The sequence below is a fragment of the Corynebacterium uberis genome (assembly GCF_020616335.1).
In the GTDB taxonomy this organism is placed as follows: domain Bacteria; phylum Actinomycetota; class Actinomycetes; order Mycobacteriales; family Mycobacteriaceae; genus Corynebacterium; species Corynebacterium uberis.
Genome location: NZ_CP085051.1, coordinates 180,055 through 203,768 on the forward strand (window position 1 = coordinate 180,055; position 23,714 = coordinate 203,768).

Annotated in this window: 20 protein-coding genes and 1 tRNA gene; 9 read left to right on the forward strand and 12 right to left on the reverse strand. The window is 66.1% G+C overall.

Annotation, left to right across the window (positions count from 1 at the left end):
- Nucleotides 1-171: 171 nt before the first annotated feature.
- Nucleotides 172-2,013, reverse strand: coding sequence for a 2-isopropylmalate synthase (leuA, locus tag LH390_RS00805; protein WP_227337379.1), 1,842 nt, complete (start codon nt 2,011-2,013; stop codon nt 172-174).
- A 241-nt stretch (nt 2,014-2,254) separates the two neighbouring features.
- On the opposite strand from leuA, the gene LH390_RS00810 reads away from it, so the two are divergent.
- Nucleotides 2,255-3,451: a hypothetical protein gene (locus LH390_RS00810; protein WP_227288244.1), complete on the forward strand. Its 1,197-nt coding sequence runs from the start codon at nt 2,255-2,257 to the stop codon at nt 3,449-3,451.
- 69 nt (nt 3,452-3,520) lie between these two features.
- Here LH390_RS00810 and LH390_RS00815 read toward each other — a convergent pair whose 3' ends face one another.
- Nucleotides 3,521-4,375, reverse strand: coding sequence for a DMT family transporter (locus LH390_RS00815; RefSeq protein WP_227281054.1), 855 nt, complete (start codon nt 4,373-4,375; stop codon nt 3,521-3,523).
- Nucleotides 4,376-4,613: 238 nt separating this feature from the next.
- On the opposite strand from LH390_RS00815, the gene LH390_RS00820 reads away from it, so the two are divergent.
- Nucleotides 4,614-5,879 (forward strand): aspartate kinase, encoded by a 1,266-nt coding sequence (locus LH390_RS00820; RefSeq protein ID WP_227281053.1) that lies wholly within the window; start codon nt 4,614-4,616, stop codon nt 5,877-5,879.
- A gap of 60 nt (nt 5,880-5,939) precedes the next feature.
- Complete coding sequence (locus tag LH390_RS00825) at nt 5,940-6,971, forward strand: aspartate-semialdehyde dehydrogenase (RefSeq protein WP_227281052.1); 1,032 nt, start codon at nt 5,940-5,942, stop codon at nt 6,969-6,971.
- 18 nt (nt 6,972-6,989) lie between these two features.
- On the opposite strand, the gene LH390_RS00830 is transcribed toward LH390_RS00825, so the two are convergent.
- On the reverse strand, nt 6,990-7,535 hold the full coding sequence (locus LH390_RS00830; protein WP_227281051.1) for an RNA polymerase sigma factor: 546 nt from the start codon (nt 7,533-7,535) through the stop codon (nt 6,990-6,992).
- Nucleotides 7,536-7,706: 171 nt separating this feature from the next.
- Between LH390_RS00830 and LH390_RS00835 the strand changes: the two genes are divergently transcribed.
- The 4 genes from LH390_RS00835 (at nt 7,707) to LH390_RS00850 (ending at nt 11,056) form a co-directional block, all read left to right on the forward strand.
- The gene (locus tag LH390_RS00835) at nt 7,707-9,263 is read left to right on the forward strand and encodes a catalase (RefSeq protein WP_227281050.1); all 1,557 of its coding nucleotides are present in this window, start codon (nt 7,707-7,709) and stop codon (nt 9,261-9,263) included.
- A gap of 165 nt (nt 9,264-9,428) precedes the next feature.
- Nucleotides 9,429-9,845: an Ohr family peroxiredoxin gene (locus tag LH390_RS00840; RefSeq protein ID WP_227281049.1), complete on the forward strand. Its 417-nt coding sequence runs from the start codon at nt 9,429-9,431 to the stop codon at nt 9,843-9,845.
- A 375-nt stretch (nt 9,846-10,220) separates the two neighbouring features.
- Nucleotides 10,221-10,775: a hypothetical protein gene (locus LH390_RS00845; protein ID WP_227288245.1), complete on the forward strand. Its 555-nt coding sequence runs from the start codon at nt 10,221-10,223 to the stop codon at nt 10,773-10,775.
- Nucleotides 10,775-11,056, forward strand: a complete 282-nt coding sequence (locus LH390_RS00850; RefSeq protein ID WP_227281047.1) for a hypothetical protein — start codon at nt 10,775-10,777, stop codon at nt 11,054-11,056. The genes LH390_RS00845 and LH390_RS00850 overlap by 1 nt, the downstream gene beginning before the upstream one ends.
- Before the next feature lie 36 nt (nt 11,057-11,092).
- On the opposite strand, the gene LH390_RS00855 is transcribed toward LH390_RS00850, so the two are convergent.
- Genes LH390_RS00855 through LH390_RS00880 form a run of 6 tightly spaced genes read right to left on the reverse strand, consistent with a single transcriptional unit; the run spans nt 11,093 to nt 17,288 of the window.
- Nucleotides 11,093-11,407 (reverse strand): Na+/H+ antiporter subunit G, encoded by a 315-nt coding sequence (locus LH390_RS00855; protein WP_227281046.1) that lies wholly within the window; start codon nt 11,405-11,407, stop codon nt 11,093-11,095.
- A 5-nt stretch (nt 11,408-11,412) separates the two neighbouring features.
- Nucleotides 11,413-11,685 (reverse strand): cation:proton antiporter, encoded by a 273-nt coding sequence (locus LH390_RS00860; RefSeq protein WP_227281045.1) that lies wholly within the window; start codon nt 11,683-11,685, stop codon nt 11,413-11,415.
- A 6-nt stretch (nt 11,686-11,691) separates the two neighbouring features.
- On the reverse strand, nt 11,692-12,108 hold the full coding sequence (locus LH390_RS00865) for a monovalent cation/H+ antiporter subunit E (RefSeq protein ID WP_227281044.1): 417 nt from the start codon (nt 12,106-12,108) through the stop codon (nt 11,692-11,694).
- A gap of 4 nt (nt 12,109-12,112) precedes the next feature.
- Complete coding sequence (locus tag LH390_RS00870) at nt 12,113-13,636, reverse strand: monovalent cation/H+ antiporter subunit D family protein (protein WP_227281043.1); 1,524 nt, start codon at nt 13,634-13,636, stop codon at nt 12,113-12,115.
- The gene (locus tag LH390_RS00875) at nt 13,636-14,106 is read right to left on the reverse strand and encodes a cation:proton antiporter subunit C (protein ID WP_227281042.1); all 471 of its coding nucleotides are present in this window, start codon (nt 14,104-14,106) and stop codon (nt 13,636-13,638) included. The genes LH390_RS00870 and LH390_RS00875 overlap by 1 nt, the downstream gene beginning before the upstream one ends.
- On the reverse strand, nt 14,103-17,288 hold the full coding sequence (locus LH390_RS00880; protein ID WP_227281041.1) for a DUF4040 family protein: 3,186 nt from the start codon (nt 17,286-17,288) through the stop codon (nt 14,103-14,105). The genes LH390_RS00875 and LH390_RS00880 overlap by 4 nt, the downstream gene beginning before the upstream one ends.
- 133 nt (nt 17,289-17,421) lie before the next feature.
- On the opposite strand from LH390_RS00880, the gene LH390_RS00885 reads away from it, so the two are divergent.
- Nucleotides 17,422-18,963 carry a YhgE/Pip domain-containing protein gene (locus tag LH390_RS00885; RefSeq protein ID WP_227281040.1) on the forward strand — a complete coding sequence of 514 codons (1,542 nt, stop codon included), beginning with the start codon at nt 17,422-17,424 and terminating at the stop codon, nt 18,961-18,963.
- Nucleotides 18,964-19,016: 53 nt separating this feature from the next.
- Here LH390_RS00885 and LH390_RS00890 read toward each other — a convergent pair.
- Both LH390_RS00890 and LH390_RS00895 read right to left on the reverse strand, forming a co-directional pair.
- Nucleotides 19,017-19,093, reverse strand: a tRNA-Pro gene (locus LH390_RS00890).
- Nucleotides 19,094-19,157: 64 nt separating this feature from the next.
- Nucleotides 19,158-20,054 carry a metallophosphoesterase gene (locus LH390_RS00895; RefSeq protein ID WP_274709836.1) on the reverse strand — a complete coding sequence of 299 codons (897 nt, stop codon included), beginning with the start codon at nt 20,052-20,054 and terminating at the stop codon, nt 19,158-19,160.
- Nucleotides 20,055-20,134: 80 nt separating this feature from the next.
- On the opposite strand from LH390_RS00895, the gene LH390_RS00900 reads away from it, so the two are divergent.
- Nucleotides 20,135-20,602 (forward strand): GatB/YqeY domain-containing protein, encoded by a 468-nt coding sequence (locus LH390_RS00900; protein ID WP_227281039.1) that lies wholly within the window; start codon nt 20,135-20,137, stop codon nt 20,600-20,602.
- Here the strand turns inward: LH390_RS00900 and LH390_RS00905 are convergent.
- Complete coding sequence (locus LH390_RS00905) at nt 20,599-23,562, reverse strand: FAD-binding and (Fe-S)-binding domain-containing protein (protein ID WP_227337380.1); 2,964 nt, start codon at nt 23,560-23,562, stop codon at nt 20,599-20,601. The two genes, LH390_RS00900 and LH390_RS00905, sit on opposite strands and share 4 nt — an antisense overlap.
- Nucleotides 23,563-23,714: the final 152 nt, after the last annotated feature.

Sequence of the window (23,714 nt, forward strand, 5' to 3'; positions counted from 1 at the left end):
CGGATAGCCCCGCTTACGCGCGGGGCGCCCCGTAGCCCCCGTCGCCCCAATCCCCCGACAAGACCCCCGACAAGACCCCCAGAACAGCCGAAAGCCCGGCGCCGCAGCGCGCCGGGCTCGGTGCTACGAGTGGGGCTCGGCGCTAGGGGGCGCGGCCGAGTCCAGGGCTGGTTAGCGCCCTTGCGGGACCCCGCTATCGGTGGCCACTGCGCGGTTGATCGCGGAGTTGACGGCGCGGATGGATGCCGCGGTGGTGGAGGAGGCAATGCCCACGCCCCACGCGGAGGTGCCGTTGACAAAGGCGCGCACGTAGCAGGCAGCGTCGGCGTCGTCGCCGGCGGTCAGGGCGTGCTGCGAGTAGTCCTGTACCTCTACGTCGACGCCCAGGGATTCCAGGGCGTTGGTGTAGGCGGCGACGGGGCCGTTTCCGGTGCCGGTGATCTGGCGAGCTTCGCCCTTGAAGGTGACCTCCACGGTGGCGGTGACGTCGCCGGAGTCTGCGGCGGGGTTGTCCACGGAGATGTGCTCCAGGTTTAAGGGGCTGTCCGGCTCCAGGTATTCCTGGGCGAAGATGTCCCACATGCTCTTGGAGCTGACTTCGCCGCCTTCGGCGTCGGTGACGGCTTGGATGGCTTGGGAGAATTCGACCTGGATCGGCCGCGGCAGGTGCATGCCGTGGTCGGTCTTCATGATGTAAGCCACGCCACCCTTGCCGGATTGGGAGTTGACGCGGATGACGGCCTCGTAGTCGCGGCCCACGTCCTTGGGGTCGATGGGCAGGTAGGGCACTTCCCAGGTGGTGTCGCGCAGGTCTTCCCAATCGACGTCGGTGTTGGTGGCGCCGGGGCGCACCTGGGCGGCCATGGCGTCGAGTCCCTTGTTGATGGCGTCTTGGTGGGATCCGGAGAATGCGGTGAAGACCAGGTCGCCGCCGTAGGGGTGGCGTTCCGGGACGCGCAGCTGGTTGCAGTATTCCACGGTGGCGCGGATGCTGGGCAGGTCGGAGAAGTCGATCTGCGGGTCGATGCCCTGGGTCAGCAGGTTGAGTCCCAAGGTGACCAGGTCGACGTTGCCGGTGCGTTCTCCGTTGCCAAACAGGCAGCCTTCGATGCGGTCGGCGCCGGCCAGGAAGCCCAGTTCGGCGGTGGCGATGCCGGTGCCGCGGTCATTGTGGGGGTGCAGGGACAGCACGATGGAGTCGCGGCGTTCCAGGTTGCGGTCCATCCATTCGATGGTGTCCGCGTAGACGTTGGGGGTGATCATCTCCACGGTGGAGGGCAGGTTGATGATCATGGGGCGCTGCGGGGTGGGCTCCATGATGGCGGTGACGGCGTCGCAGACTTCCTTGGCGTAGGCGACCTCGGTGCCGGTGTAGGACTCCGGGGAGTATTCCCAGCGCCAGTTGGTGTCCGGGTAGTCGGCGGCGATGTCCTTGATCAGGTGGGCGGCGTCGGTGGCCAGCTTCTTGATGGCTGCCTTGTCCTTGCGGAAGACCACCTTGCGTTGCAGGATCGACGTGGAGTTGTAGAAGTGGACGATGACGTTGCGCGCGCCTTCGCAGGCTTCGAAGGTCCGCCGGATCAGGTGCTCGCGCGCCTGGACCAGGACCTGGATGGTCACGTCGTCGGGGATCATGTCGCGTTCGATGATCTCGCGCACAAAGTCAAAGTCAGTTTGGGAGGCGGACGGGAAGCCGACCTCGATTTCCTTGTAGCCCATGCACACCAGCAGCTGGAACATGCGCCGCTTGCGCTCGGGGCTCATCGGGTCGATCAGTGCTTGGTTGCCGTCGCGCAGGTCGACGGCGCACCACTGGGGGGCGCGCTCGAAGCGGCGGTCGGGCCAGGTGCGGTCCGGCAGCTGGAAGTCTTCTACTTCCTGGACGTAGGAGGGGTAGCGCCCGGCGGGCATGGAGGAGGCGCGCTGGGTGTTCCAGGCGGGCTGGTCTGCCGGCGGCTGGCCTGCGGGGGTGCGGATTTCGGAGGGGGCGCTGATGTGATCAGAAGGAGACATGGGATAACCGTGAACCTTTGCGTGTGATGCGGGTATGGGGGTAGGCCTCGACCGGCGTCACAACAACCTCCGCGGCGGGGCGCCGGCCGACCGTGGGGTGTGACGGATTGTGGCCTTAAGGGTTCGGGATCCCGCCGCGGCGAAGAAGAAGGAGGTTCTCGCACGCGAACATGGTGGACAGTGTAACCCATCACACATCCGTCGCGCATGTTCTTCCCGCTTGGACCTCCCGTGGTTTAGCATGACCCAGGTGAATGCCGCACCGGAGAGCCTGCCTGCCCAGGGGGGCGTCGATACGCGCCCCGTAGCGCCCGCCATCGATGCTTATCGACGCCCCCTCCCCCCGCAATCCATCTGGCTTGCGGCAGTGCTCATCTTCCTGATCACCCTGCTCACGCGCATTATTGTGCTGGCAGTCATGGCCCACGCCAACGATGCCAGCGTGGCGCATCAGCTCACCCGCTGGGACGCCGGGCACTACGATCGCATCGCCCGGCGCGGCTACTTCGACGGCCCGGATATTTCCCAGCGCGCCCCCGAGCGCACCCTGCTGGCCTTCTTCCCCGCGCTGCCCATGATCATGCGCGCCGGGCACGCGGTGCTGGGCCTAGACACGGTCACCGTGGCGCTGCTGTTCAACGCCGTGATGACCGTGGCGCTCATCGCCGCGGCCATGGCCATCGCGGTGCGGATGGGCGCGGGCCTGCGGGGCCGACTAGCCGCCGGCATCCTCGTGTCCGCCGCGCCGATGACCCTGACCTACACCATGCCGTACACGGAGGCCGCCTTCGGTGCGATCGCCTTCTGGGCGGTGGTGGCCATGATGGACCGCCGCTGGTGGCTCGCCGGGCTGCTGACCTTTGTGTGCGGATTCTTCCGCCTGACTGCCGTGGACCTGTGGCTGGTGCTGGCGGTGGTCGTGGCGGTGACGGCGCGCCGGGATTGGCGAGCGTGGGTGGCGGTGGCGCTCTCCCCACTGTCCATCGTGGGCTTTTTGGGGTGGGCCTCTGCGCGGACCGCGGACTACGGCGGCTACTTTGGCATTCAGAAAGAGGGCTGGCATTCCGGCTTTGACCTGGGGGTGGCCACGGTGAAGTTCTGCTGGAAGACGCTGACCACGGGCAATGAGGTGGGCTATCTGCTCAGCGTGGGGGTCATGCTCCTCGCCGCCGGATCGGTGGCGCTGACCATCGGGCGGGCCCCGCTGCCGGTGTGGCTCTTCGGCGCCGCGATCACCGCCAACGTGTTGCTATCTGACGGCATCATGCATTCGCGCCCCCGGCTGCTGCTGCCCGCCGTGATTCTGCTCATCCCGCTGGCCGTGCGCCGGGTGCGCACCACCGGGTGGACGTTCTATTGGGCGTTCATGGTCGGCTGGGTGGCCTTCGGGGCGTGGTTTTCTGCCTACATGATGGTGGTGTTCAAGTGGGCGATTTAGCCTGGAGCGCCGACCGCTAGTGCACCTGCCGCGAGTGCGCCTGGCGGCTAGCGCTCCTGGCGGCTAGCGCTAGTGCACCCCGCGGCTGGACAGCACGATGGTGGACACGATCATCACCACGAGGGCGGCGCCCATGGCCAACCACCCCAGCACGGAGCTGACCTGGAAGCTCTCGCCCAGGACCACGTAGCCCAGGGAGAAGGCGACAATGGGCTCGGTGATTGTCATAGCGGGCAGGGAGTTCTTCAGCGCCCCGGCATTAAACGAATACTGCTGCACGATGGTGCCCAGCGTTGCCCCGGCGATGAGCCCGTAGGTCTCCCAGTTGGTGATCAGCCCCCAGAACCCGGCGTGCACGAACACGTCCACCACGGCCTTAGACAGCACGGCCACGTAGCCGAATAGGGCGCCGGTGACCACGCCGAGGAGCAGGGCCTTTTCTCGGCGGATCTGTAGCTGCGCGAGGCGCTCTAGGCCGATGAGCACCACGGCGCCGACGAGCAGTGCGGGCACCCAGCGCTCTAGCGGGGGGTGGGGGTTTCCGGCCTGGGGCTGGCCCACCACCACGAGCACCGCGACGGCGGCGGTGAGCAGGCCTGCCCACCGCATCTCAATGCGGGAGATGCGCCGGCCGTCGGCGTAGGCGGACAGCGGCAGGGTGAACATTAGGGAAAGCACCAGGATGGGTTGGACCACCAGCAGGGTGCCAAAGGCTAAGGCGATGACCTGGAGTCCATAGCCCAGCAGTGCGGTTCCGGTGCCGGCCCACCACAGGGGGCGGCTGATGGCGTTCCAGAAGGGTGAGCCTTTCAAGGAACCGTCGGCGGGGGCGTCTTCGGCGATGCGGTGGCGCACCACGGTTCCCCAGGCGATGGTGAGGGCCGAAGACAGTGCGAAGGCGATGGCTAGAACATTGCTGTGCACTTCCGCCACTTTACTGGCGGGGGCTACCTATTTATCGCGCGGCCCGCATCTGTGTGTGGGCGCCCGTGTGCGCGGTGCGCGGGTGTTGGTGACATACCCTGCGTGGTTCTGCATGTCGATAGGTATTGTAGAGAGGGCCGAAACGCGCCGCGTGCGCGGCGCCCGCCTCCCGCGGGGTGTGACTTCGGTACGCGCATGACCCCGCGTGAATCCCGATACGAAAGGCAGCTGGTCACCGGTGGCACTGATCGTCCAAAAATATGGCGGCTCCTCTTTGGAGACCGCAGCAAGAATCCGCAATGTCGCGGAGAGAATCGTGGCCACCAAGAAGAAGGGCAATGACGTTGTCGTCGTGTGCTCCGCTATGGGGGATACCACCGATGACCTGCTGGATCTGGCGGCCCAGGTGTCCCCGGTCCCGCCGGCCCGGGAGATGGACATGCTGTTGACCGCCGGGGAGCGGATCTCTAACGCCCTGGTGGCCATGGCCATCGATTCCTTGGGCGCCAAGGCGCAGTCTTTCACCGGCTCCCAGGCGGGGGTGCTCACCACGGAGCGCCACGGCAACGCCCGGATTGTTGATGTCACCCCGGGCCGGGTGCAGGAGGCCCTGGATAAGGGGCGGATCTGCATCGTGGCCGGCTTCCAGGGCGTGAATAAGGAGTCGCGCGATGTGACCACCCTGGGCCGCGGCGGTTCGGACACCACGGCGGTGGCCTTGGCGGCGGCGCTGGGGGCGGATGTGTGTGAAATTTATTCAGACGTGGACGGGGTGTACACCGCCGATCCGCGGATCGTTCCTAACGCGTGCAAGCTGGACAAGATCTCTTTTGAGGAGATGCTGGAGCTGGCGGCCGTTGGTTCGAAGATCTTGGTGTTGCGCAGCGTGGAGTACGCTCGGGCTTTCGATGTGCCGCTGCGCGTGCGTTCGTCTTATAGCAATGATCCCGGCACGCTGGTGGCCGGGTCGATGGAGGATATTCCTGTGGAAGAAGCAGTTCTCACTGGCGTGGCCACCGACATGTCGGAGGCGAAGATCACCGTGCTTGGTATCCCGGATAATCCGGGTGAGGCGGCGAAGGTGTTCCGGGTGCTGGCGGACGCGGAGATCAATATTGACATGGTGTTGCAGAATGTGTCCTCCCTGGAGGACAACACCACGGATATCACGTTTACGTGCCCGCGCTCTGATGGTCCGCGCGCGATGGAGATGATGAAGAAGCTCCAGGCGGAGGGCCAGTGGGCCAACGTGCTCTATGACGACCAGATTGGCAAGGTCTCCCTGGTGGGTGCGGGGATGAAGTCCCACCCCGGGGTGACTGCGGATTTCGCGGAGGCGTTGCGCGATGTGGGGATCAACATCGAATTGATCACCACCTCGGAGATTCGTATTTCTGTGCTCATCCGCGAAAGTGACATTGATAACGCGGCGCGCGCGTTGCATGAAAAGTTTGAATTGGGCGGCGATGACATCGCCACCGTCTACGCTGGTACGGGCCGCTAAGGGCGCCGTTATTCGCGCCGCTATGCGGCGGTGAAAAATCCTCTAGGAGTTGATGTTCTCATGACCACCATCGCAGTTGTCGGGGCCACCGGTCAGGTGGGCCGCGTGATGCGTTCCATCCTTGAAGAGCGTAATTTCCCGGCTGACCGGGTGCGTTTCTTCGCGTCGGCGCGGTCGGCCGGCACTCACCTTACTTTCCGCGATCAGGACGTGGAGGTGGAAGATCTGGCGGCTGTGACGCCGGAGTCCGTCGCGGACGTGGATATTGCCTTGTTCTCTGCGGGCGGGTCGACGTCGAAGCAGTGGGCGCCGGTGTTTGCGGCCGCGGGGGCCACCGTGGTGGATAACTCTTCGGCGTGGCGCAAGGATGACCAGGTGCCGCTGATTGTCAGCGAGGTCAACCCGCAGGAGGCGCGCGAGTTGCCCCGCGGGATCATCGCCAACCCGAACTGCACCACCATGGCCGCCATGCCGGTGCTGAAGGTGCTGCATGACGCGGCCGGGCTGACCCGCCTGCATGTGGCGTCTTACCAGGCGGTGTCTGGTTCTGGTCTGGCGGGCGTGGAGGCGCTGGCTAAGCAGGTGGCGGAGATCGGGGACCGCAACGTGGAGCTGGCCCATGATGGGTCCTTGCTGGCCCCGGAGGATCTGGGCCCGTACGTGGCGCCGATTGCCTACAACGCGCTGCCGATGGCGGGTGCGTATGTGGATGATGGGTCGTTGGAGACCGACGAGGAGCAGAAGCTGCGCAATGAGTCGCGCAAGATTCTGGGCATCCCGGAACTGAAGGTTGCGGGCACGTGCGTGCGGGTGCCGGTGTTTACGGGCCACACGATGGTGGTGCATGCGGAGTTTTCCGGTGAGATCACCGTGGAGCAGGCCACGGCCTTGCTTAACGACGCCCCCGGCGTCACCGTTGTTGACGTGCCCACCCCGCTGGCTGCGGCGGGCAAGGATGATTCCCTGGTGGGCCGCATCCGCCAGGACCAGTCCGTGGACGGCAACCATGGCCTGGTGTTCGTGGTGGCCAGCGATAACCTGCGCAAGGGCGCGGCGCTGAACACCATCCAGATTGCGGAGCTGCTGGTCTAGGACCAGGGCGAGCGCTCGCTATTGGGCGAGCAGATCGGCGCGGGCGCGCGCGACGCGGGAGCGGATTGTTCCCACGCGCACGCCCGCGATTTTTGCTGCTTCCTCATAGGTGTGCCCGAGGACCTGGGTGAGGATGAGTGCCTCGCGGCGTTCGGGAGGCAGGGCGTCGATACGCGAGCGCACGTCGATCCATTCGGACCAGGTGGCCTCGGTGGAGTCGGTAGAGGCGCGGGTGGCGGCGGCGTCCTCATATTCGGTGGCGGATTTGCGGGGGCGGGCCATGTCGTGGCGGATGTTGTCTACCCAGACGCGCCGGGCGATGGCCAGCAGCCAGGTGCGGGCGGGTGCGGCGGCGGCGAAGCGGGGTAGTGCGGTGATGACGCGCAGGTAGGTTTCTTGGGTGAGGTCGTCGGCGAGGTCGGGGTCGCCGAGGTGCGCGAGGAGGCGCCAGACGTCGTTTTGGGTGGCGCGGATGAACTCCGTGAGCGCGCGGCGGTCGCCACGGCCGGCCTTGAGGGCCAGGTCGGTGACGCGGGCGTCGTCGCGCTCGGAGTGGTGTTTCACGTACCGAAACGTTACCAGTAGTGCTTTTTTACGTTATTAGCTGGGAAAATACGTAGCGTACGTCGAAAGAATGAGTTGGGTGACCTTCCTTGCTGAAAATCTAGTGGGGACTTAGGCTCGTTGGCAAGAGCTATTAATCGATCCGGGCTAATTAAGGGAGGCTATCAAACCATGGCTCAGAACCAGCCCAAGACCACAGACGAGATCCTGGCGCACGGTCGCACAGACACCATCGCGGAGAACACTCGCCGCGAAAACGGCGCCCCCGTGCCCTCCGAGCACTTCTCCGTCACCGCAGGCCCGCAGGGGCCCACCATCCTCAATGACATCCAGCTCATTGAAAAGCTCGCCCACTTCAACCGCGAGCGCGTCCCGGAGCGCAACCCCCACGCCAAGGGCAACGGCGCCTTCGGCGAGCTGCACATCACCGAAGATGTGTCCAAGTACACCAAGGCGGCGCTGTTCCAAAAGGGCACCGTCACCCCCATGGCCATCCGTTTCTCCACGGTCGCCGGCGAGCAGGGCTCCCCGGACACCTGGCGCGACGTTCACGGCTTTGCCCTGCGCTTCTACACCACCGAGGGCAACTATGACATCGTGGGCAACAACACGCCCACCTTCTTCCTGCGCGATGCGATGAAGTTCCCGGACTTCATCCACTCCCAGAAGCGCCTCGGCGGCTCCGGCCTGCGCGACGCGGACATGCAGTGGGACTTCTGGACCCGCACCCCGGAGACCGCCCACCAGGTCACCTACCTCATGGGCGACCGCGGCACCCCGCGCTCCGAGCGTGAGATGAACGGCTACGGCTCCCACACCTTCCAGTGGATCAATGAGGAAGGCACCCCGTTCTGGGTGAAGTACCACTTCATCTCCCGGCAGGGCGTGCACAACTTCACCGACGCGGAGGCCGAGGAGATGGCCGGCAAGAACGCCGACCACCTGCGCGAGGACCTCTACAACGCCATCGAGGCCGGCGACTACCCCATCTGGGACGTCAAGGTGCAGATCATGCCCGTCGACGAGGCCGAGGGCTACCGCTTCAACCCCTTCGACCTGACCAAGACCTGGTCGCTGAAGGACTACCCGCGCCACGACGTCGGCTACTTTGTGCTCAACCGCAACCCGGAGAACTTCTTCGCCCAGATTGAGCAGCTAGCGCTCGACCCGGCCAACCTGGTGCCCGGCGTGGGCCTGTCGCCCGACAAGATGCTCATGGGCCGCGTCTTCGCCTACGCGGACGCCCAGCGCTACCGCATCGGGCCGAACTACCGCCACCTGCCCGTCAACCAGCCGCTGACCCCGCGCAACACCCAGCAGCACGAAGGCCCCATGGCCTACCTGTTCAACGCGCCGGATCACCCCACCTACGCGCCGAACAAGTCGCAGGTGCAGGACGGCTACCTGGACAATGGGGAGACCTCCGCGGTGCACAAGCACGGCAACGCCGATGACGTCTACATGGCCGTGGACGCCCACGGCAACGACCTCACCCGCGGCGCCTACATCCAGCACCCGGAAGATGATGACTTCGGCCAGCCCGGCACCCTCTACCGCGAGGTCTACGACGACGCGGCCAAGGCCCGCCTGGTGGACAACATCACCAACGCCATGAACGGCGTGTCCCCGGAGACCGAGGAGCGCTGCTACTGGTACTGGGGCCAGGTCGATGAAGAGCTCGGCCGCCGCGTCAAGGAAGAGTTCAAGCGCAAGCAGGCCGCCAAGTAGCACAGTGCTTATCGACGCCGCCCCTTCCGCGGCGCCGAGCGCACCGAGCGCACCGAGCGCACCGTCCTGATCCTCCCCGCCGCCGCTGTGCGCGCGGGGAGTTTTTCATGACTACGGTGGGGTGGTGTCATAAGCCCCCACAATCTCGTGTGAAGGAGTACAACAATGGCAGATCGCATCTACGCACAGAAGGTCACCTCCACCGGCGCAGGCCGGGACGGACATGTGAAGGGCGAGGGCGGCATCGACTTTGATGTGCGCCCGCCGAAGGCCGGCACCGGCGTCAACCCGGAGTCCCTGTTTGCCGCAGCCTGGGCGGCCTGCTTCAACGGCGCGCTGCGCAAGATGATGGAAGACGCCGGCGTGGACACGGAGAAGTTCTCCCCCGAGGTTGACGCTGAGGTCGCCCTGAACAACGACCCCTCCGGCGTGGGCTTCCGCCTCTCCGGCGTGGTCACCGCCCGCTTTGCCAACCAGGACGAGCTGGACAACGCCGAGGAACTGGTTGCCAAGGCCCACGACTTCTGCCCGTTCTCCAAGGCCGTGCGCGGCGAGTTCGACGCCGAAGCGAAGCTGGGCTAGCGCACCAGCGCCAACTAGCACTGACAAGGCCCCTGCGGAACAGGTCACACGCCGCGGGGGCCTTTCGGCATGACGGTGCCTGCTTCTGGTCCATTGTGATAGCTGCCCTGGGCGCATAGCCAGGCCCATCTCCAGTGTTGCCAAGGAAAGATTCTGTTCGTCCGCTAGCCACGTTGAGGCACTGGCGGCCAGTTGGGGTAATCATGCGGGCAATAGTTGCCACCGCGCAGCCGGGGAAAAGCGGATCTAAAGTTCAGCGATGCACCATAGCTGTATGGGTGGACGCATGTGCTGCCAGGTGGCACATGAAGCTTGGAAAGCGAAATTTGTCTCCCTCGAACCCTGATATTTTTAAGGGCACCGAGCCGGGGCTTTGTGCTTCCGGTGATCTTAAAAGGACAAGGTGCGCCTGTGAGAAAAAGAGCCCTTAAGGGCTGCATAGTTTTAACGCTCATCATTGCGATTTCCTCCACAGCAACAGCAGCTCCTGTGTGTAACCCTCCCGAGAATCGCGGCCTGTTGTGTTCGTCTCAACCACAATTTGATAGGGGCCACACTCGCCTGACCCGGCAAGACATCGTCTGGGCGGAGGCTGTCATTGATCACGATCTCGTTTCGGCGCTGGCCGGTGTGGAGATCCCGTACCAGGATGAATCTGATAGCCGAGCGGTCCCGCTGGTGGCGGCTGTAGCGGTGGCCGTGGTGGGCTGGTGCGTGAATGGGGCGCTGTCTTCGGTGGCGCCCTCGGCAATTCAGGAGATGGTTTCACAGGCCACTGCGGGTAAAATTGCCCCACCTGATTGGGTTATGAATGCCATTTTCGGCTGTGCAGGAGGTCCCGTATTGGGGGCATTGACTACACAGGCTATGAGGGTGAAGTTTGCTTCCGCTGTGTTGGCCTTTGTTATAAAGATAAGGAACATTGGCTAGTGGTATATCCCAGTGTTATTCTGGCCCTATCTGCGGCTTATTCCTTCTGTGCCTTCCTCGCGGCTGGTCCGGGCGTTGCACGGCACCGACTGGTAGCCCGGCGTAGCTGGCCGGCCGCGGGTGGTTTCCTGGCTGCCGGCCTGTTCTACTGCCTGTCGGTGGCTCTGCTGTTCATGGATCAGACCGCGGCGGCAGCCGTGGTGGGACTGTGCGGATTGGCCCTGTGTGGCCTGGCGTATGCCGTGGGCAGGAGGAAAACCGGGGGTGCTATCTGGCGGTGATCAGCTAGGGTCCCGCGGGGACCTCAGGGCGCGGCGCTACTGCTTGTGGTCCTCCACGCTGACTCCGTAGACGGCGCGGCCCATGTAGAAGCTGCCCACCGCGGCGATGACCCACAGGCCCGCGATGGCCAGCACGGCGCGCAGGAAGTTGTGCAGGTCAAAGCCGGCGGTGGTCCAGTCGCGCAGCAGCTTGGCGGCGATGAGCAGCGGCAGGGCCACGGACGTGGTGGGGCCGAGCAGGTTGACTCGGGTGAGCGGGCCGGGGGCGCGCCACAGGGCCACGGCGGTGGCCACGATGAGCACTGTGGCCACCACGACGATGGCGCTGATGATGATTTCTGCGATGGTCATGGGTTTTACCTCCGGCCTTGAGAGACCATGCGGGACATGGACAGGGTGGGCAGCACGCCGCCGGCGATGCCGGTGAGGATGGCTATTTCATAGGCGATGGAGGACTGGTTATCCAGGCACCACAACAGGTAGAGCGCCAGCATGGAGTAGAAGATGAGGTCGGAGAGGATGGCGCGGGTCATAAAGTCGCCGGTGACCAGGATGAGCACCAGCCCGGAGACTAAGGTGCCCAGGATGACCACGGCTGCCACGGTGAGCACGAGTGCAAAGGGTGTCATGGTCTTTTAAGCCTCCGTGCCGGGTTGTTCGGACAGTTCGTAGAAGCGCGGGTCCAGGGTGTCGTGATCGCCCTGGCCGGGCACGCCATAGTCGATGTCGCGCACGTGGGGGGCCAGCCGGGCCTCCATGTCTGCCAGGCCTGCGATGACATCGGCGGGGTCTGCGCCCTGCACAGCCTGGACTAGCAGGGTGCGCGGCTGCCCGGGCTCGGTGGCCTCGCGCAGCCCCAGCGAGAGTGTGCCGGGGGTGACGGTGATCGAGGTGGAGAACCAGAAAATGTGCCAGTCACTGGTCACGCGCAGCGGGTAGTGGATGACTATGGGGGCGAAGCCGGAGTCGCGGCGCAGGGCGGCCCACGCGAGGGTGAAGCCGGCGACGAAGATCTCTTTGATCAGCCAGGGAACGTAGATCAGGGTGTTCATGGGATCAGGAACCTGCCTTCAAGGAAGTCATGTCCGGCACGCCGATGGGGTTGTCGCCCAGGATGGCGTGTTGATACGCGTCAACGTTGGTGAGGGCCGCGGTGGCGGTGTGCAGGGCGTCGAGAAGCGGACCGGCAGCGAGAAACATCCCCACCGAGACCACAATGAGTACCCCGGCGGGCGCGATCAGGCTGGCGCGCACGTGGAGGGTTTCAGGGACGTGCTGCATCGGCCGGCCCCAGAACACCTCGCGCCACACGCGCAGCATGGTCAGCAGGGCGGCGAAGCTGGCCAGCACGATGGTGCCAATGACAATCCAGGCCGCAGGCGACTGGGTGCGCGCAATCTCCACGACCACGGCCACCTTGCCCCACAGGCCGGAAAACGGCGGGAAGCCCACCACGGAGAAGGACCCGGCGGCGAAGATGGCCGCCAGCCAGGGGTCGCGGCGCGCCAGGCCGGACAGCTTGCGGATCATGCCCGTGCCGTAGGTTTCTTCGATCGCCCCGGAGGCGAGCACCAGGGAACCCACGGTGACCATGTGGTGGACGGTGTAGAGCAACCCGGCGGCCAGCGCCCGGGTGGGATCCCCGCTGGTAAACGCCAGCATCACCAGGATGAACGGCATGCCGTTGACCATCTGGTAGGCCAGGACGCGGCGGATGGTGTTTTCTGCCAGGCCCGCAAACCCGCCGATGAGCATGGAGGCGACCATGATAACGATGATCAGCGTGTTCCAGCGGTCTTCCAGGCCAAAGACGACCACGTAGATGCGGTAGAGCATGTACACGGCGATCTTGGTGTGCAGCGCAGAGAATAGGCCCATCACTGCTCCGGAGGTGCCCGGGTAGGTGCGCGGCAGCCACGTGTGGACGGGGAAGACGCCCGCCTTGGCGCCGATGCCCACCACGACGACCCCGGCGGCCACCACGGCGGGCCCGCCGCCGGCGGCGACGTCGCGCAGGGCGCCCAAGTTCACGGTGCCCACGATGCCGTAGAGGAACGCCACCCCCACCACCAGCAGCGTGGAGGCGGCCAGGTTGACCAGCACGAACGTCCGGGCGGCGGACAGGCGCGCCCACGTGCCGGTCATGGCGATCAGCCCGTAGGACGGCAGCAGCATGACCTCGATGAACACAAAGAAGTTGAACAGGTCAGCGGTCAGCAGCGCGCCGTAGACGCCGGTGATGAGCATGAGCGTGAGCGCCGGGTAGAACCGGGCGCGGGTCTCCCCGGAGGCCGTGGCAAACCAGTTGGCCACGAGCGCCACCAGGGAGGTGGTGATCATCATCACCCCGGTCAGCGGGTCCGCGGCGAAGGGGATGGCCACACCACCGGCGAACATGCCCACGTTGTGGGCGATCGTGCCGTGGTCGGCGGTATAGCTAAACAGTGTCACGCCCACGGCCAGCCCGGCGGCGGGGATGAGCAGGTGGAGCAGGTCGCGGGCCCACTTCCAGGGGGCGAGTGCGGCCAGTGCGGAAGAGACCAAGGGCACGGCGACGAAGACGGGAAGCAGGACCTCCATTAGTGGCGCGCCTCCTTCTGTGCGATCGTGCGGGCGGCGGCGTCGGTACGCGCGCGCTGCGCGGTGGAGTAGTCGGCGCGGGTCTGTACCGCCCGGCCCAGCGTGGAACTGGTGCGTGCGGCCGGGTCGGCAGGGGCGTCGGCCCGGGTGCGCGAGCTGGTGTGGTCCGTGGTGAAGGTGTCCTCGCTGGGGCCCACCGCGGCCATGGTCAGCAGGATCGTCGCCGTGGCCATGGAGATGACAATGGCGGTCAGCACGAAGGCCTGCGGCAGCGGGTCGGCGGCGTCGGCCATGTCGGCGCGATCCGGGAAGACCTCCCCGCGCCAGGCACCCACGCCGGTGGCCAGCAGCATGAGGTTGGCGGCGTGGCCAAACAGCTGCATGCCCAGCACCAGGCGCACCATGCCGCGCTGCTGGACCAAGTACACCCCGCCGGCAACCAGGATGGCAATGGTCAAGGCCATAATCATCGTGCGTCCTCCTCGGTGTTGGTGTTCGCGCTTGTCGACGCCCCATCGCTTCCGCTCCCGCGCGCACCTGCGGGGCGCTCTGCGGGGTGCGCGGCGGGCTGCTCTGTGGGGTCCGCGGCGTCGTGCTGCTCGTAGTGCTCCGTGGCTTCGGGGAACTCCGTATCCGAGTCCTCGCTTAAGGCGTCTTGGTGCCAGGCCAGCAGCAGGCCTGAGGCCGCCGAGGCGTTCGCCGCGGCCCGGTCCGGCCCAAAGTCAGCCTCCCCGCGCGGGTTGGGATTCAGCGGCTCCGGGAACGGAATGTCCACTGCCTCCGGGTCGTCCACGGGCACCGGGGCGGTGGCCGGAAGCGGGCCATCGGTGCGGTAATACTCCAGCTCCTCCGGGTGGGTCACGCCGGGCTTGAGGTAGCCGCCCAGCGAGTTGACCGCGGAGGTCAGCATGCCCAGCACCGCCAGGTAGATGCCGCCGTCGAAGATGGCGGAGGTGGTGACGTGTTCGCCGAAGATGTGCCCGTAGATCGGGGTGAGGAAGGAGCCCTGGGTCAGACCCACAAAGCCCGCCGACAGGGCGGTGACAATGCCAATGCCGGTGAGCAGGTACGGGGTGGAGGGGCGGAAGACAATCGCGTCGCGGCCCTTGGCCATATAGGCCATCATCACGCCGGTGCCGGCAATGAGCGCGGCGACGAAGCCGCCGCCTGGATCCGCATGGCCGCGCATGAACGCCAGCAGGGACAGCAGCGCCATGAGCGGAACCACCAACACCAGCCCCTTCTTCAGCGGCAGGGAGTTCAGCTGCGACTGCCCAAACGGGCGCGGGCGGGTGCCCTTGGCAAAGGGCTCGCGCGGGAAGGACGCCACCACAGACCCGATGACAATGGCCGCCATGCCCAGCACCGACAGCTCGCCCAAGGTATCCAGCGCACGGAACTCCACGATGATGGTGGCCACCACGTTTTGCCCGCCGGTGATGTCCGGGCCGTTGTCAATGTAATACTGCGCCAGCTCGGATCGGCCGTGCCGGCCCAGCAGCGCGAACACGCCGCCAAAGGCTGTCGCCCCCGCGGCTAAGGCCACCACCGCGGAGCGCACCTTGCGCCGGGTGGGCACCGGGTGGAAGTGCGGTGGGTGGTAGCGGATGACCAGCATGAGGATGACCACGGTCAAGGACTCCACCAGGAACTGGGTCAGGGCCACGTCCGGGGCGCCGAGCAGCAGCATCTGCAAGGTGATGCCCACGCCGGTGGTGCCAATGAGCACGGCCGCCGTGATGCGGTGGCGCGTGGCGCACAGCCCCACCACGGAGATGCCCACGATGAGCAGTGGGCCCAGATCCAGCGGGTTGTCCAGGCCGTCTGCGCGTGGGGCCAGGGCCACGCCGTCGACGCCCGGGCCGCTAAGCAGCGCGGCGGCGCCGATGGCGATGACGCACAGGAACGGCCAGATCAGGTGGCGCGAGGGGTTAAGCGAATCCGCGGGCGCGCCCAGCAGGCGGCCCAGTGCGGTCGCGCCGCGTTGCAGCCCAGCCAGCAGCGCGTTGCCGCTGGTAGGCAGCAGTTCGCGCTCCTCCAGGGCCGGCCAGAGCCGGCCGCGCAGCCACAGGCCCGCCACGCCTACGGCCAGCACCACCAGGGAGATGGCCAGCGGCACCGTCCACCCATGCCACAGGGCCAGATGGGTGTGGGCGCTGTGCGGGTCCGCGGTGATCGCGCCCACGATGCGGTCGACCGGCTGGTCAAACAGCCCGGCGCACAGGCCCAACGGCAGGGACAACACCCCGGGAAGCGCGGCGGGAAGCCACAGGGCCAGCGGGGCCTCGTGCACATCCGGGTTATTGCGCGCCGGGTTGTCGGAGCCGTCCAGGAAGGCGCCGAAGACGAACTTGGCCGAATAGGTAAAGGTGGCCAGCGCGCCGAAGCCGGCGGCCAGCAGCAGCGCCCAGGTGGCGCCCGTGCTCAGGGGGCCGGACTGACCGGCCTCGAAGGCGGTGAGCATGCCCTCCTTGGAGATGAAGCCGAACAACGGGGGCACGGCCGCCATGGATAGCGCGCCGATGACCACGGAGCCGAATGTCCAGGGCATCTTGCGCCAGATCTTGCCCAGGCGGCGAATATCGCGGGTGCCGTTTTCATGGTCGATGACGCCGATGAGCATAAACAGCGAGGACTTAAACAACGCGTGGGCTGCGGTGTGGACTACCGCGGCGCCCAGGGCAAAGGGGGTGCCAATGCCGATCGTCGCTACGATCCAGCCCAAGTGGGAGACGGTGGAATAGGCGGTCAGCTTCTTCAAATCCGTCTTTTGCACCGCAAATACGGCGGACATGATCGCGGTGACAATACCCACCGTGATCAGCACGCCATTCCACACCGCCACGTCGTGGAACACCGTGGAAAAGCGCAGCAGCACATAAATGCCAGCCTTGACCACCGCCGCGGCGTGCAGGAACGCAGAGACCGGGGTGGCGGCGGCCATGGCCTCCGGCAGCCAGAAGTGGAAGGGCAGCTGCGCGGACTTGGTAAACGCGGAGGTGGCGATGAGCAGCGCCACGCACACCGTCAGCGCATGATTGTCCCCCCACACCGGGCTGGCCAGCATGGTGGTGAGGTTCGTCGTGCCGGTGTAGACCGCGGAGATGCTCAGCGCGACCAGGAAGGTCAGCCCGCCAATGAAGGTGAGGATCAGGGTGCGCTGGGAGCCGGCCTCACCGGAGGATCCCGAACGGGCGATGAGCAAGAAGGACGCAATGGAGACCAGCTCCCAGCTGATGAACAGCACCACGGCGTCGTCGGCAAGCACCAACAGCACAACGGCCAACGTGAAGGCCGTCATGATGAGGTAGAAACTAGTGGTGCCCTCGCGGCGGGGGAGATAGGCGGCGGAATAGACAAACACCACCGCCCCAATGCTTAACGCAAGAAGCGTAAAAAACGCCCCCAACGCATCGGCCCGCAAAGAGAACTCAATATCCATTCCGGGGGCTAAAAAGTCACGAACCCACGTCACGCTGAGCGTCAACGGGCGGCCGTCAAGGATCTCCGGAAGTCGGCGGCCCAGTACCACGGCGGCGGCGACGAAGGCCGCTGCGAGCGGCCACCCGGCTTGACGGTCACACACCCGGACCAGCGGCGCAGCACACAGCACCGCGCCCGCCACGAGCGCAACGACGATGAGAAGCGTCACGAGTCACTCACACTTTCATCCGTTGAAGCAGAACACTTTTGACAAAAAACCAGACTTGATTCACGTTAGCAGGCCACATAAGCCGGTGTGCCTCCGCCGGTCAGACCCCCGCGGTCCGATACATTGCACAATTATGAGCTCCCGCGCCGAAGAACCCCGCACTCGCACTGGAACTGGCACGCGCAGTGGAACCTCCCCGCGCAGCGTCCGCCACGGGCTGCTCGCTGCGCTGGCATGCGTCCCGCTCCTCGTGGGCGCCGCCGTGGCCGCCACCTCCGGGCCGCAGCCGGCAGAAAGCCTCTCAGCGGATGGCGCGCAGCTGGTGGCCCCCATCGCCGGGGACAGCGCCGCGGCCAGCGCAGTGGAGGCCGGGGGTGTGGCGGGCGGGGGCGTGACCGCCGCGGCGGGGGTGTCCGATCTGCGGCGCGCCGCCATCGATGCCGGCACCAACGCCAGCTTCTTAGCCTCCGGCACCGCCCAGCTCACCGACGGCACCGGCAAGCTGCGCAGTGGCGGCGACCAGCTCGCCGCCGGCGTCACGGAGCTCAACGACGGCTCCACCCGCCTTGCCGACGGCATGACCAAACTCCAGGCGGCCACCGGGCAGCTGGGCGCCGGTGCGACCCGGCTCGCCGATAGCGTCGGCGGGGCGATCGATAGCATCGCCACCCTCGGCGTAATCAAGGGACAGCTTGCCGACGCCGCCGCGAACCTGGACAAGGACCTCGCCGCCTCCCGCGACCCCAAGGCCGCCGACCTGCGCGCCCAGCTCGACGGCTTCCGCACCCAGCTGGACAACGCCCCCCTCGACGGGGAGATCGCCCACCAACTCACCGAACTCAAAGACGGCTCCCGCGAGCTGGCCAACCAGCTCGCCGTGCCCGGCTACGGCTTCCACGACGGCATCTACACCGCCACCGACGGCGCGAAGAAACTCTCCGGCGGCCTGCACGACCTGCACGACGGCGTGGGCCACGCCCGCGACGGCCTGGCCCAGCTTGATGACGGCGCCCGCCGCCTCGACGCCATGGCCAAGGACAACCGCACCCGCGTACAAAGCATCCAGCGATCCATCCCGGGAGCCAGCCCCGTGGCCGACGCCGATTCCGCCTCCACCCCCGCCGCCTTGAGCCCCCAGCTTGGCCTGCTCATCCTCGCGCTGAGCGGTGCTGCCGCCGCAGCCGCCGGAGTTCTTGCGTATCGACGCCGCCGCGCCGACGCCGCCATCACCGCCCTCTGCGCGGCGGCGCTCGCCCCAGTACTGGCCGCCATCTTTGGTGAGGGGCTGGGCGCACACCCCGGCGTGCTCGCAGGTGTGACGGGGGTGGCGGCGCTGCTCGTCGCCGCCACCGGTGCGCTCAGCGCCCTGATCACGGCGCGGGCCGGACGCTGGGCCCTGCCCATCATCGCGGCAGGCCAGCTGCTCCAGCTGGCGGTGGCGAGCTGGCTGTGGACCACGCCGGAGCCCGCGGTGGGGGTGCGCGCCCTGGCCGGTGCCCTCCCGCTGCACTGGGCGAGCCTGTCTACCAGCGCGTTTGTTCACTCGGGCACGGATGCGGCGCGGTGGGTCGGGGTGCTGCTCCTGGCCGCCACGGCGGTGGTGGGGGCAACGGCAGTCCTGCTGGGCGGCGCGCGGCGACGCGGCTCAGTGGCACCTGCCCCGGCGCCGCGCTAAATCTGGGCGCAGCACAAAACCCCAGAGCCGTGAAGCTCCGGGGTTTGTTTATATGGTCGGGATAACAGGATTTGAACCTGCGACCTCCTCGTCCCGAACGAGGCGCGCTACCAAGCTGCGCCATATCCCGTGGTGCGCACCATACCTTAGTTGACGTGGCGCGTGTCCTGCAAAAGAGCAGGTCACGCGGGTTGCTAGGTGGGTCGTTCCGTGAGGGTGAGCAGCGCGGCGGACGGCCGGCAAAACAGCCTGATCGGGGCGTACTTTGAGGTCCCTAACCCGTTACTCACGCTCATGATCATCCGCCCAAAGTGGTGCACACCGGAGGCACGCTGCGGGTCGATGCCGCAATTAGTAATGATCGCCCGCCCGCCCGGCAGGCACACCTGGCCGCCGTGCGTGTGGCCGGACAAGGACAGCATGTAGCCGTCGGCGGCAAAGCGCGACAGCACGCGCGGTTCGGGGGAGTGCAGCAGCGCGAGCGTAAGGTCAGCGTCCGGGTGCGGGGGCCCGGCAATCGCGTCATAATCATCGAGGTCGTGGTGGGGGTCATCCACCCCGGCGGCGGCGATGCGCACCGGGCCGACCGGAAACTCATGGCGCGCCTGGTTGGCGTCGAGCCAGCCGTGCTCCACAAAGGCAGCCCGCATGCCCTGCCACGGCAGGTCCACATAGCTGGGTTCGCGGCGCGCCCCGGTGAGATACTTCAGGGGGTTGACCGGCCGCGGCGCCCAATAATCATTGGTGCCAAAAACAAACAACCCTGGCCGCCGCAGCAGCGGGCCCAAGGCGCGCAGCACGTCCGGGACGGCGCGCTGGTCAGACAGGTTATCGCCGGTGTTGACCACCAGGTGGGGGCGCAGGGCGTCCAGCCCGGAAACAAAATCAATCTTTGCCTGCTGGCCCGGGATCATGTGCAGGTCAGACAGGTGAAGGATGCGGAACTCCTCCTCGCCGCGCAGAGTGCCGGGCGCCAGGATGGGCAGGTGGTAGCGGTGGAGTTCAAAGTGCGTCAGTTCGGTGTACCCCCAGGCGGCCAGGGCCCCTCCGGCGGTGGCTGCGGTCGCGCCCACGGCGCCGAGGGTGGTCAGGGATTTCTTCACGCGAGGATGCACGCATTCAACCTTACCGCCCGAACCCCCACCCGGAACTGCGGGTAGGTTGAGAAAGCATGAGCGATGTCAGGGCGCAGCTGCGCGAGGATTTGAAGTCAGCCATGAAGGCTAAGGACAAGCAACGCACCGGCACTATTCGCATGCTCTTGGCGGCGGTGCAGGAGGAAGAAACCAAGGGTTCCAAGCACGAGCTCTCCGAGGCCGACCTCATCCAGGTGGTCGCCCGCGAGATTAAGAAGCGCCGCGAATCTGCCCAGGTGTACGCGGATAACGGCCGCCAGGAACTCGCGGACGCGGAGCTGGCGGAGGTGGCTGTGCTGGAGGATTACCAGCCCACCCAGCTCAGCGACGAGGAGCTGTCCACGCTTGTCGACGCCGCCGTCGCCCAGGTGCGCACGGACACCGGGGAGGACGTCTCCATGAAGCACATGGGGCAGGTCATGAAGGCGGCCCAAGCCGCAGCAGCAGGGCGTGCCGATGGCAAGCGCCTGTCCACCGCGGTGCGCGAGCGGCTGCAGAGCTAGGCCGTCGCGGCGTCGAGAAGCATAAGGACGTGGGTGTAGTCATGTCCCGTGGCCTGGGTCAGGCCGATCTCGCAGGTGCGGTTGGCGGAGACGAAGGCGTCGATGGGGCGCTGCGCATGTTGCTCCGCTAGCCCAGCGCGCTCGTCGCGGGTGGCTGATTCCAACAGCTCGGGGTGCAGCATGCCGCGATCACCCGCGCTCCCGCAGCAGGCCGCTCCCTGGGGAACAAAGGCCTCGGCGCTCACCGCCTGAGCGGTCTCCACGAGCGTGTCCACCAGCCCCATGTGTTGCAGGGAACAGTTGGGGTGGATGGCCACGCGCCCCGCAGGTCGCGTGATAGTCAGGCGGGGCAGGAGCTCGTCGTGTGCCCACTGGACGGCATCGATGACGCGGATGCGAGCAAAACGCTCGGCGAGGGCGGGATCCAGCTGCCCAGGAATGTCCGCGATGACGGCGTGCGTGCAACTCGCGGCGTCGACAATAATTGGCTTTTCGCCCTCCTGAGACCACCGCAGAAAGTCCTGCGCGAGCCGCTGCGCCATGAGCTTTTTGGCCGGAAGGTACCCCTTGGAGCTAAACGGCGTGCCACAGCACGTGCCGGCGACATCCTCGGGGATGTATACCGGCTTTCCCGCGCGCTCAGAAAGACTGACCACCACCTGCGCCAGGTTCGGGCCGGCACCATCGTGTCCAAACATCCGATTAACGCACGCGGGAAAGTAGATTGCCGCAGCCCCGTGTGCCTGCGTGCGAGGCACACGCCCAGGAGCCGCCGGCGGGAGACCATTTTCCGCGGAAGGAACAAGATCCGGCGAAACCAGGCTTCGAGCAGCGTTAGTCACCCCGGTGACCACGGCCGAACTAGCAGCCTTTCCCAAAACAGTGCGAGCAGCCTCAGCGGCAGACAACCCCGCCCGCACAGACCTTTCCACCTTTCCCCAATTGCGGGCCACAGCCACCGCCACCCGGTTAGCCACCTCGGTGGCCTCCAACGCCCGGAACTGCTTCATCACAGCGCCGGTGTCGATGGAAATCGGGCACGCCACAGAACAGGTCGCATCAGCTGCGCACAGGTCAATGGCGTCATACCCATAATCCGCATAAAGGGCGTCGAGCACCGGAGATTCCTCCGGTTGGCGCGCCATTTCTCGCCGCACAACAATGCGCTGCCGGGGAGTAAAAGACACGTGACGCGACGGACAGATGCTCTCGCAGAAACCGCACTCGATACAGTCATCAGCCTCCTGTTCAATGTGCGGATAGCTCTTGAAATTCCGCAGGTGCGCCTCCGGATCATCGGTGAGCTTCACCCCCGGGTTGAAAATTTCATGCGGGTCAAGCAGGTTTTTCAGCCGCCAAAATAGGTCAAGAATGCGCGGACCCCATTCTCGCCCGACATAGGGGGCCATGTTCTTCCCCGTGCCGTGCTCCGCTTTCAGCGAGCCGTCATACTTATCCAGGGTGAGGGCAACGAAGTCTTCGATGAAGTCCGCATAGCCGCTGCGTTCGGCGGGATCCTCAAAATTGGGAGTCAGGAAAAAGTGGAGGTTGCCAAACGCGGCATGCCCCATGACCAGCGGCGGCTGCCCGTGCTTTTCCAGCAATGCCATAAGGTCAGCTGCGGCGGCGCCGATCTCCTCCGGGGGATAACAGGCGTCTTCAGTGATAAGAGCCGACCCCTCTGGGCGGGTCTTGGAAAAGAGGGGGAGGAGCCCGCTACGAATCTGCCAGGCCTGATCCATGGAGGTCTTGTCGTAGCGGAAATCCAACGGGGCGGTCAGCGGGGCGTCGGCAAGCACCTCCCGGACGCTGGCCACGCGGTCAGACAGCTCGTTCTCATCGCGCCCGGAGACCTCCACGAGCAAGGCGGCATCCTTATCGCTGAGCTGGGCCCACGAAGCATCCGCCCCCGGAAAATTCCCCACCGCCTCACGCAGGACAGGGGAGACCAGGAGCTCACAGGCGCTGGCGCCGGCCTTGACCAGGTCCGCGACATACCCAGCCGCGCCAGCAAGGTCTGGCAGTAAGACCCACACCACCGCGCGCTTCCTGGGCAACTCCAGCGTGCGCAGGCGGGCCTCATCAATGAAAACGAGCGTGCCCTCCGAACCCACCGCTAGGCGCGCGAGAATCCGGGCAGGCGACTCCTCATCCAGGAATGCATCGAGCCGCAACCCGTTGGTATTCCGGATGGAAAACTTGCGCCGCAACCTGGCCACGAGCGCAGCGTCCGCGCGGATCTCGTCCCGCAAGGCGATCAGACCTGCGTAGACGTCAGGATCCGTCTCCGCGAGCCGGGCATCCGCATCCGCCTCGGCGGTATCCACGACGGTGCCCGAGGCGAGTACCAAGCGTGCGGACTCTAAGCTGCGGTAGCTATCGTCTTTCGGAGCGCAGCGCATCCCACCCGAATTGTTAGACAGAATTCCACCGATGGTGGCCACGGAATCGCTAGCCGGGTCAGGCCCAAAACGTCGCCCGTGGCGCGCCAACACCGCCTGGACATTGCGCAACACCTCTCCTGGGCGAACCCGGACCGTGGTGCCTTCTACACTCAAACCACGGAAATGGTGCCGAATGTCTACCAGGATATCCTTGGTTTGCACCTGGCCATTGAGGGAAGAGCCCCCACCGCGAAAGGTCAGGTGACGCCCGTGGGTGCGGGCGTAGGTGATCAGAGCGCTGACGTCCCCAGCGGTGGCCGGGCGGACCACCACCTGGGGCAATTCGCGGTAGGGCGAAGCATCAGAGGCATAACGCACAATGTCGATCGCCCGGTACAGCATCTTGTCCTCGCCGAGAAGTGTGATGAGCTCGCTGCGCAGCGGCTCTGGCGTACCAGCCGCCATCTCAGGGGGCATCCGGTCAGGAAAATCCGGCTGTGCTGTGCCTGTGGCCGTGCCTTCGGCGCGGCCGGGACGGCCAATTCGTGTGGGGTCTTTTTCAGCCAAGCGCTTCATGTCCCGATCATAGGGCCGGGCAGGACGGCATGTATGGGAGTCTGGGGAGGAAGTTCTCGGGGCTGAGGCGTGTGTGGTGTATCCCTGGGTGCCTATGCCTAGTCGCGTCGCGAAGGCCCACGAGTGCCAGCACTCGTGCGTCGTATGGCCTC

Coding starts and splice junctions, on each gene's coding strand:
- leuA (WP_227337379.1), bottom strand. CDS start 2,013: ATGTCTCCTTCTGATCACATCAGCGCCCCCTCCGAAATCCGCACCCCC.
- LH390_RS00810 (WP_227288244.1), top strand. CDS start 2,255: ATGACCCAGGTGAATGCCGCACCGGAGAGCCTGCCTGCCCAGGGGGGC.
- LH390_RS00825 (WP_227281052.1), top strand. CDS start 5,940: ATGACCACCATCGCAGTTGTCGGGGCCACCGGTCAGGTGGGCCGCGTG.
- LH390_RS00835 (WP_227281050.1), top strand. CDS start 7,707: ATGGCTCAGAACCAGCCCAAGACCACAGACGAGATCCTGGCGCACGGT.
- LH390_RS00840 (WP_227281049.1), top strand. CDS start 9,429: ATGGCAGATCGCATCTACGCACAGAAGGTCACCTCCACCGGCGCAGGC.
- LH390_RS00855 (WP_227281046.1), bottom strand. CDS start 11,407: ATGACCATCGCAGAAATCATCATCAGCGCCATCGTCGTGGTGGCCACA.
- LH390_RS00860 (WP_227281045.1), bottom strand. CDS start 11,685: ATGACACCCTTTGCACTCGTGCTCACCGTGGCAGCCGTGGTCATCCTG.
- LH390_RS00865 (WP_227281044.1), bottom strand. CDS start 12,108: ATGAACACCCTGATCTACGTTCCCTGGCTGATCAAAGAGATCTTCGTC.
- LH390_RS00870 (WP_227281043.1), bottom strand. CDS start 13,636: ATGGAGGTCCTGCTTCCCGTCTTCGTCGCCGTGCCCTTGGTCTCTTCC.
- LH390_RS00875 (WP_227281042.1), bottom strand. CDS start 14,106: ATGATTATGGCCTTGACCATTGCCATCCTGGTTGCCGGCGGGGTGTAC.
- LH390_RS00885 (WP_227281040.1), top strand. CDS start 17,422: ATGAGCTCCCGCGCCGAAGAACCCCGCACTCGCACTGGAACTGGCACG.
- LH390_RS00900 (WP_227281039.1), top strand. CDS start 20,135: ATGAGCGATGTCAGGGCGCAGCTGCGCGAGGATTTGAAGTCAGCCATG.
- LH390_RS00905 (WP_227337380.1), bottom strand. CDS start 23,562: ATGAAGCGCTTGGCTGAAAAAGACCCCACACGAATTGGCCGTCCCGGC.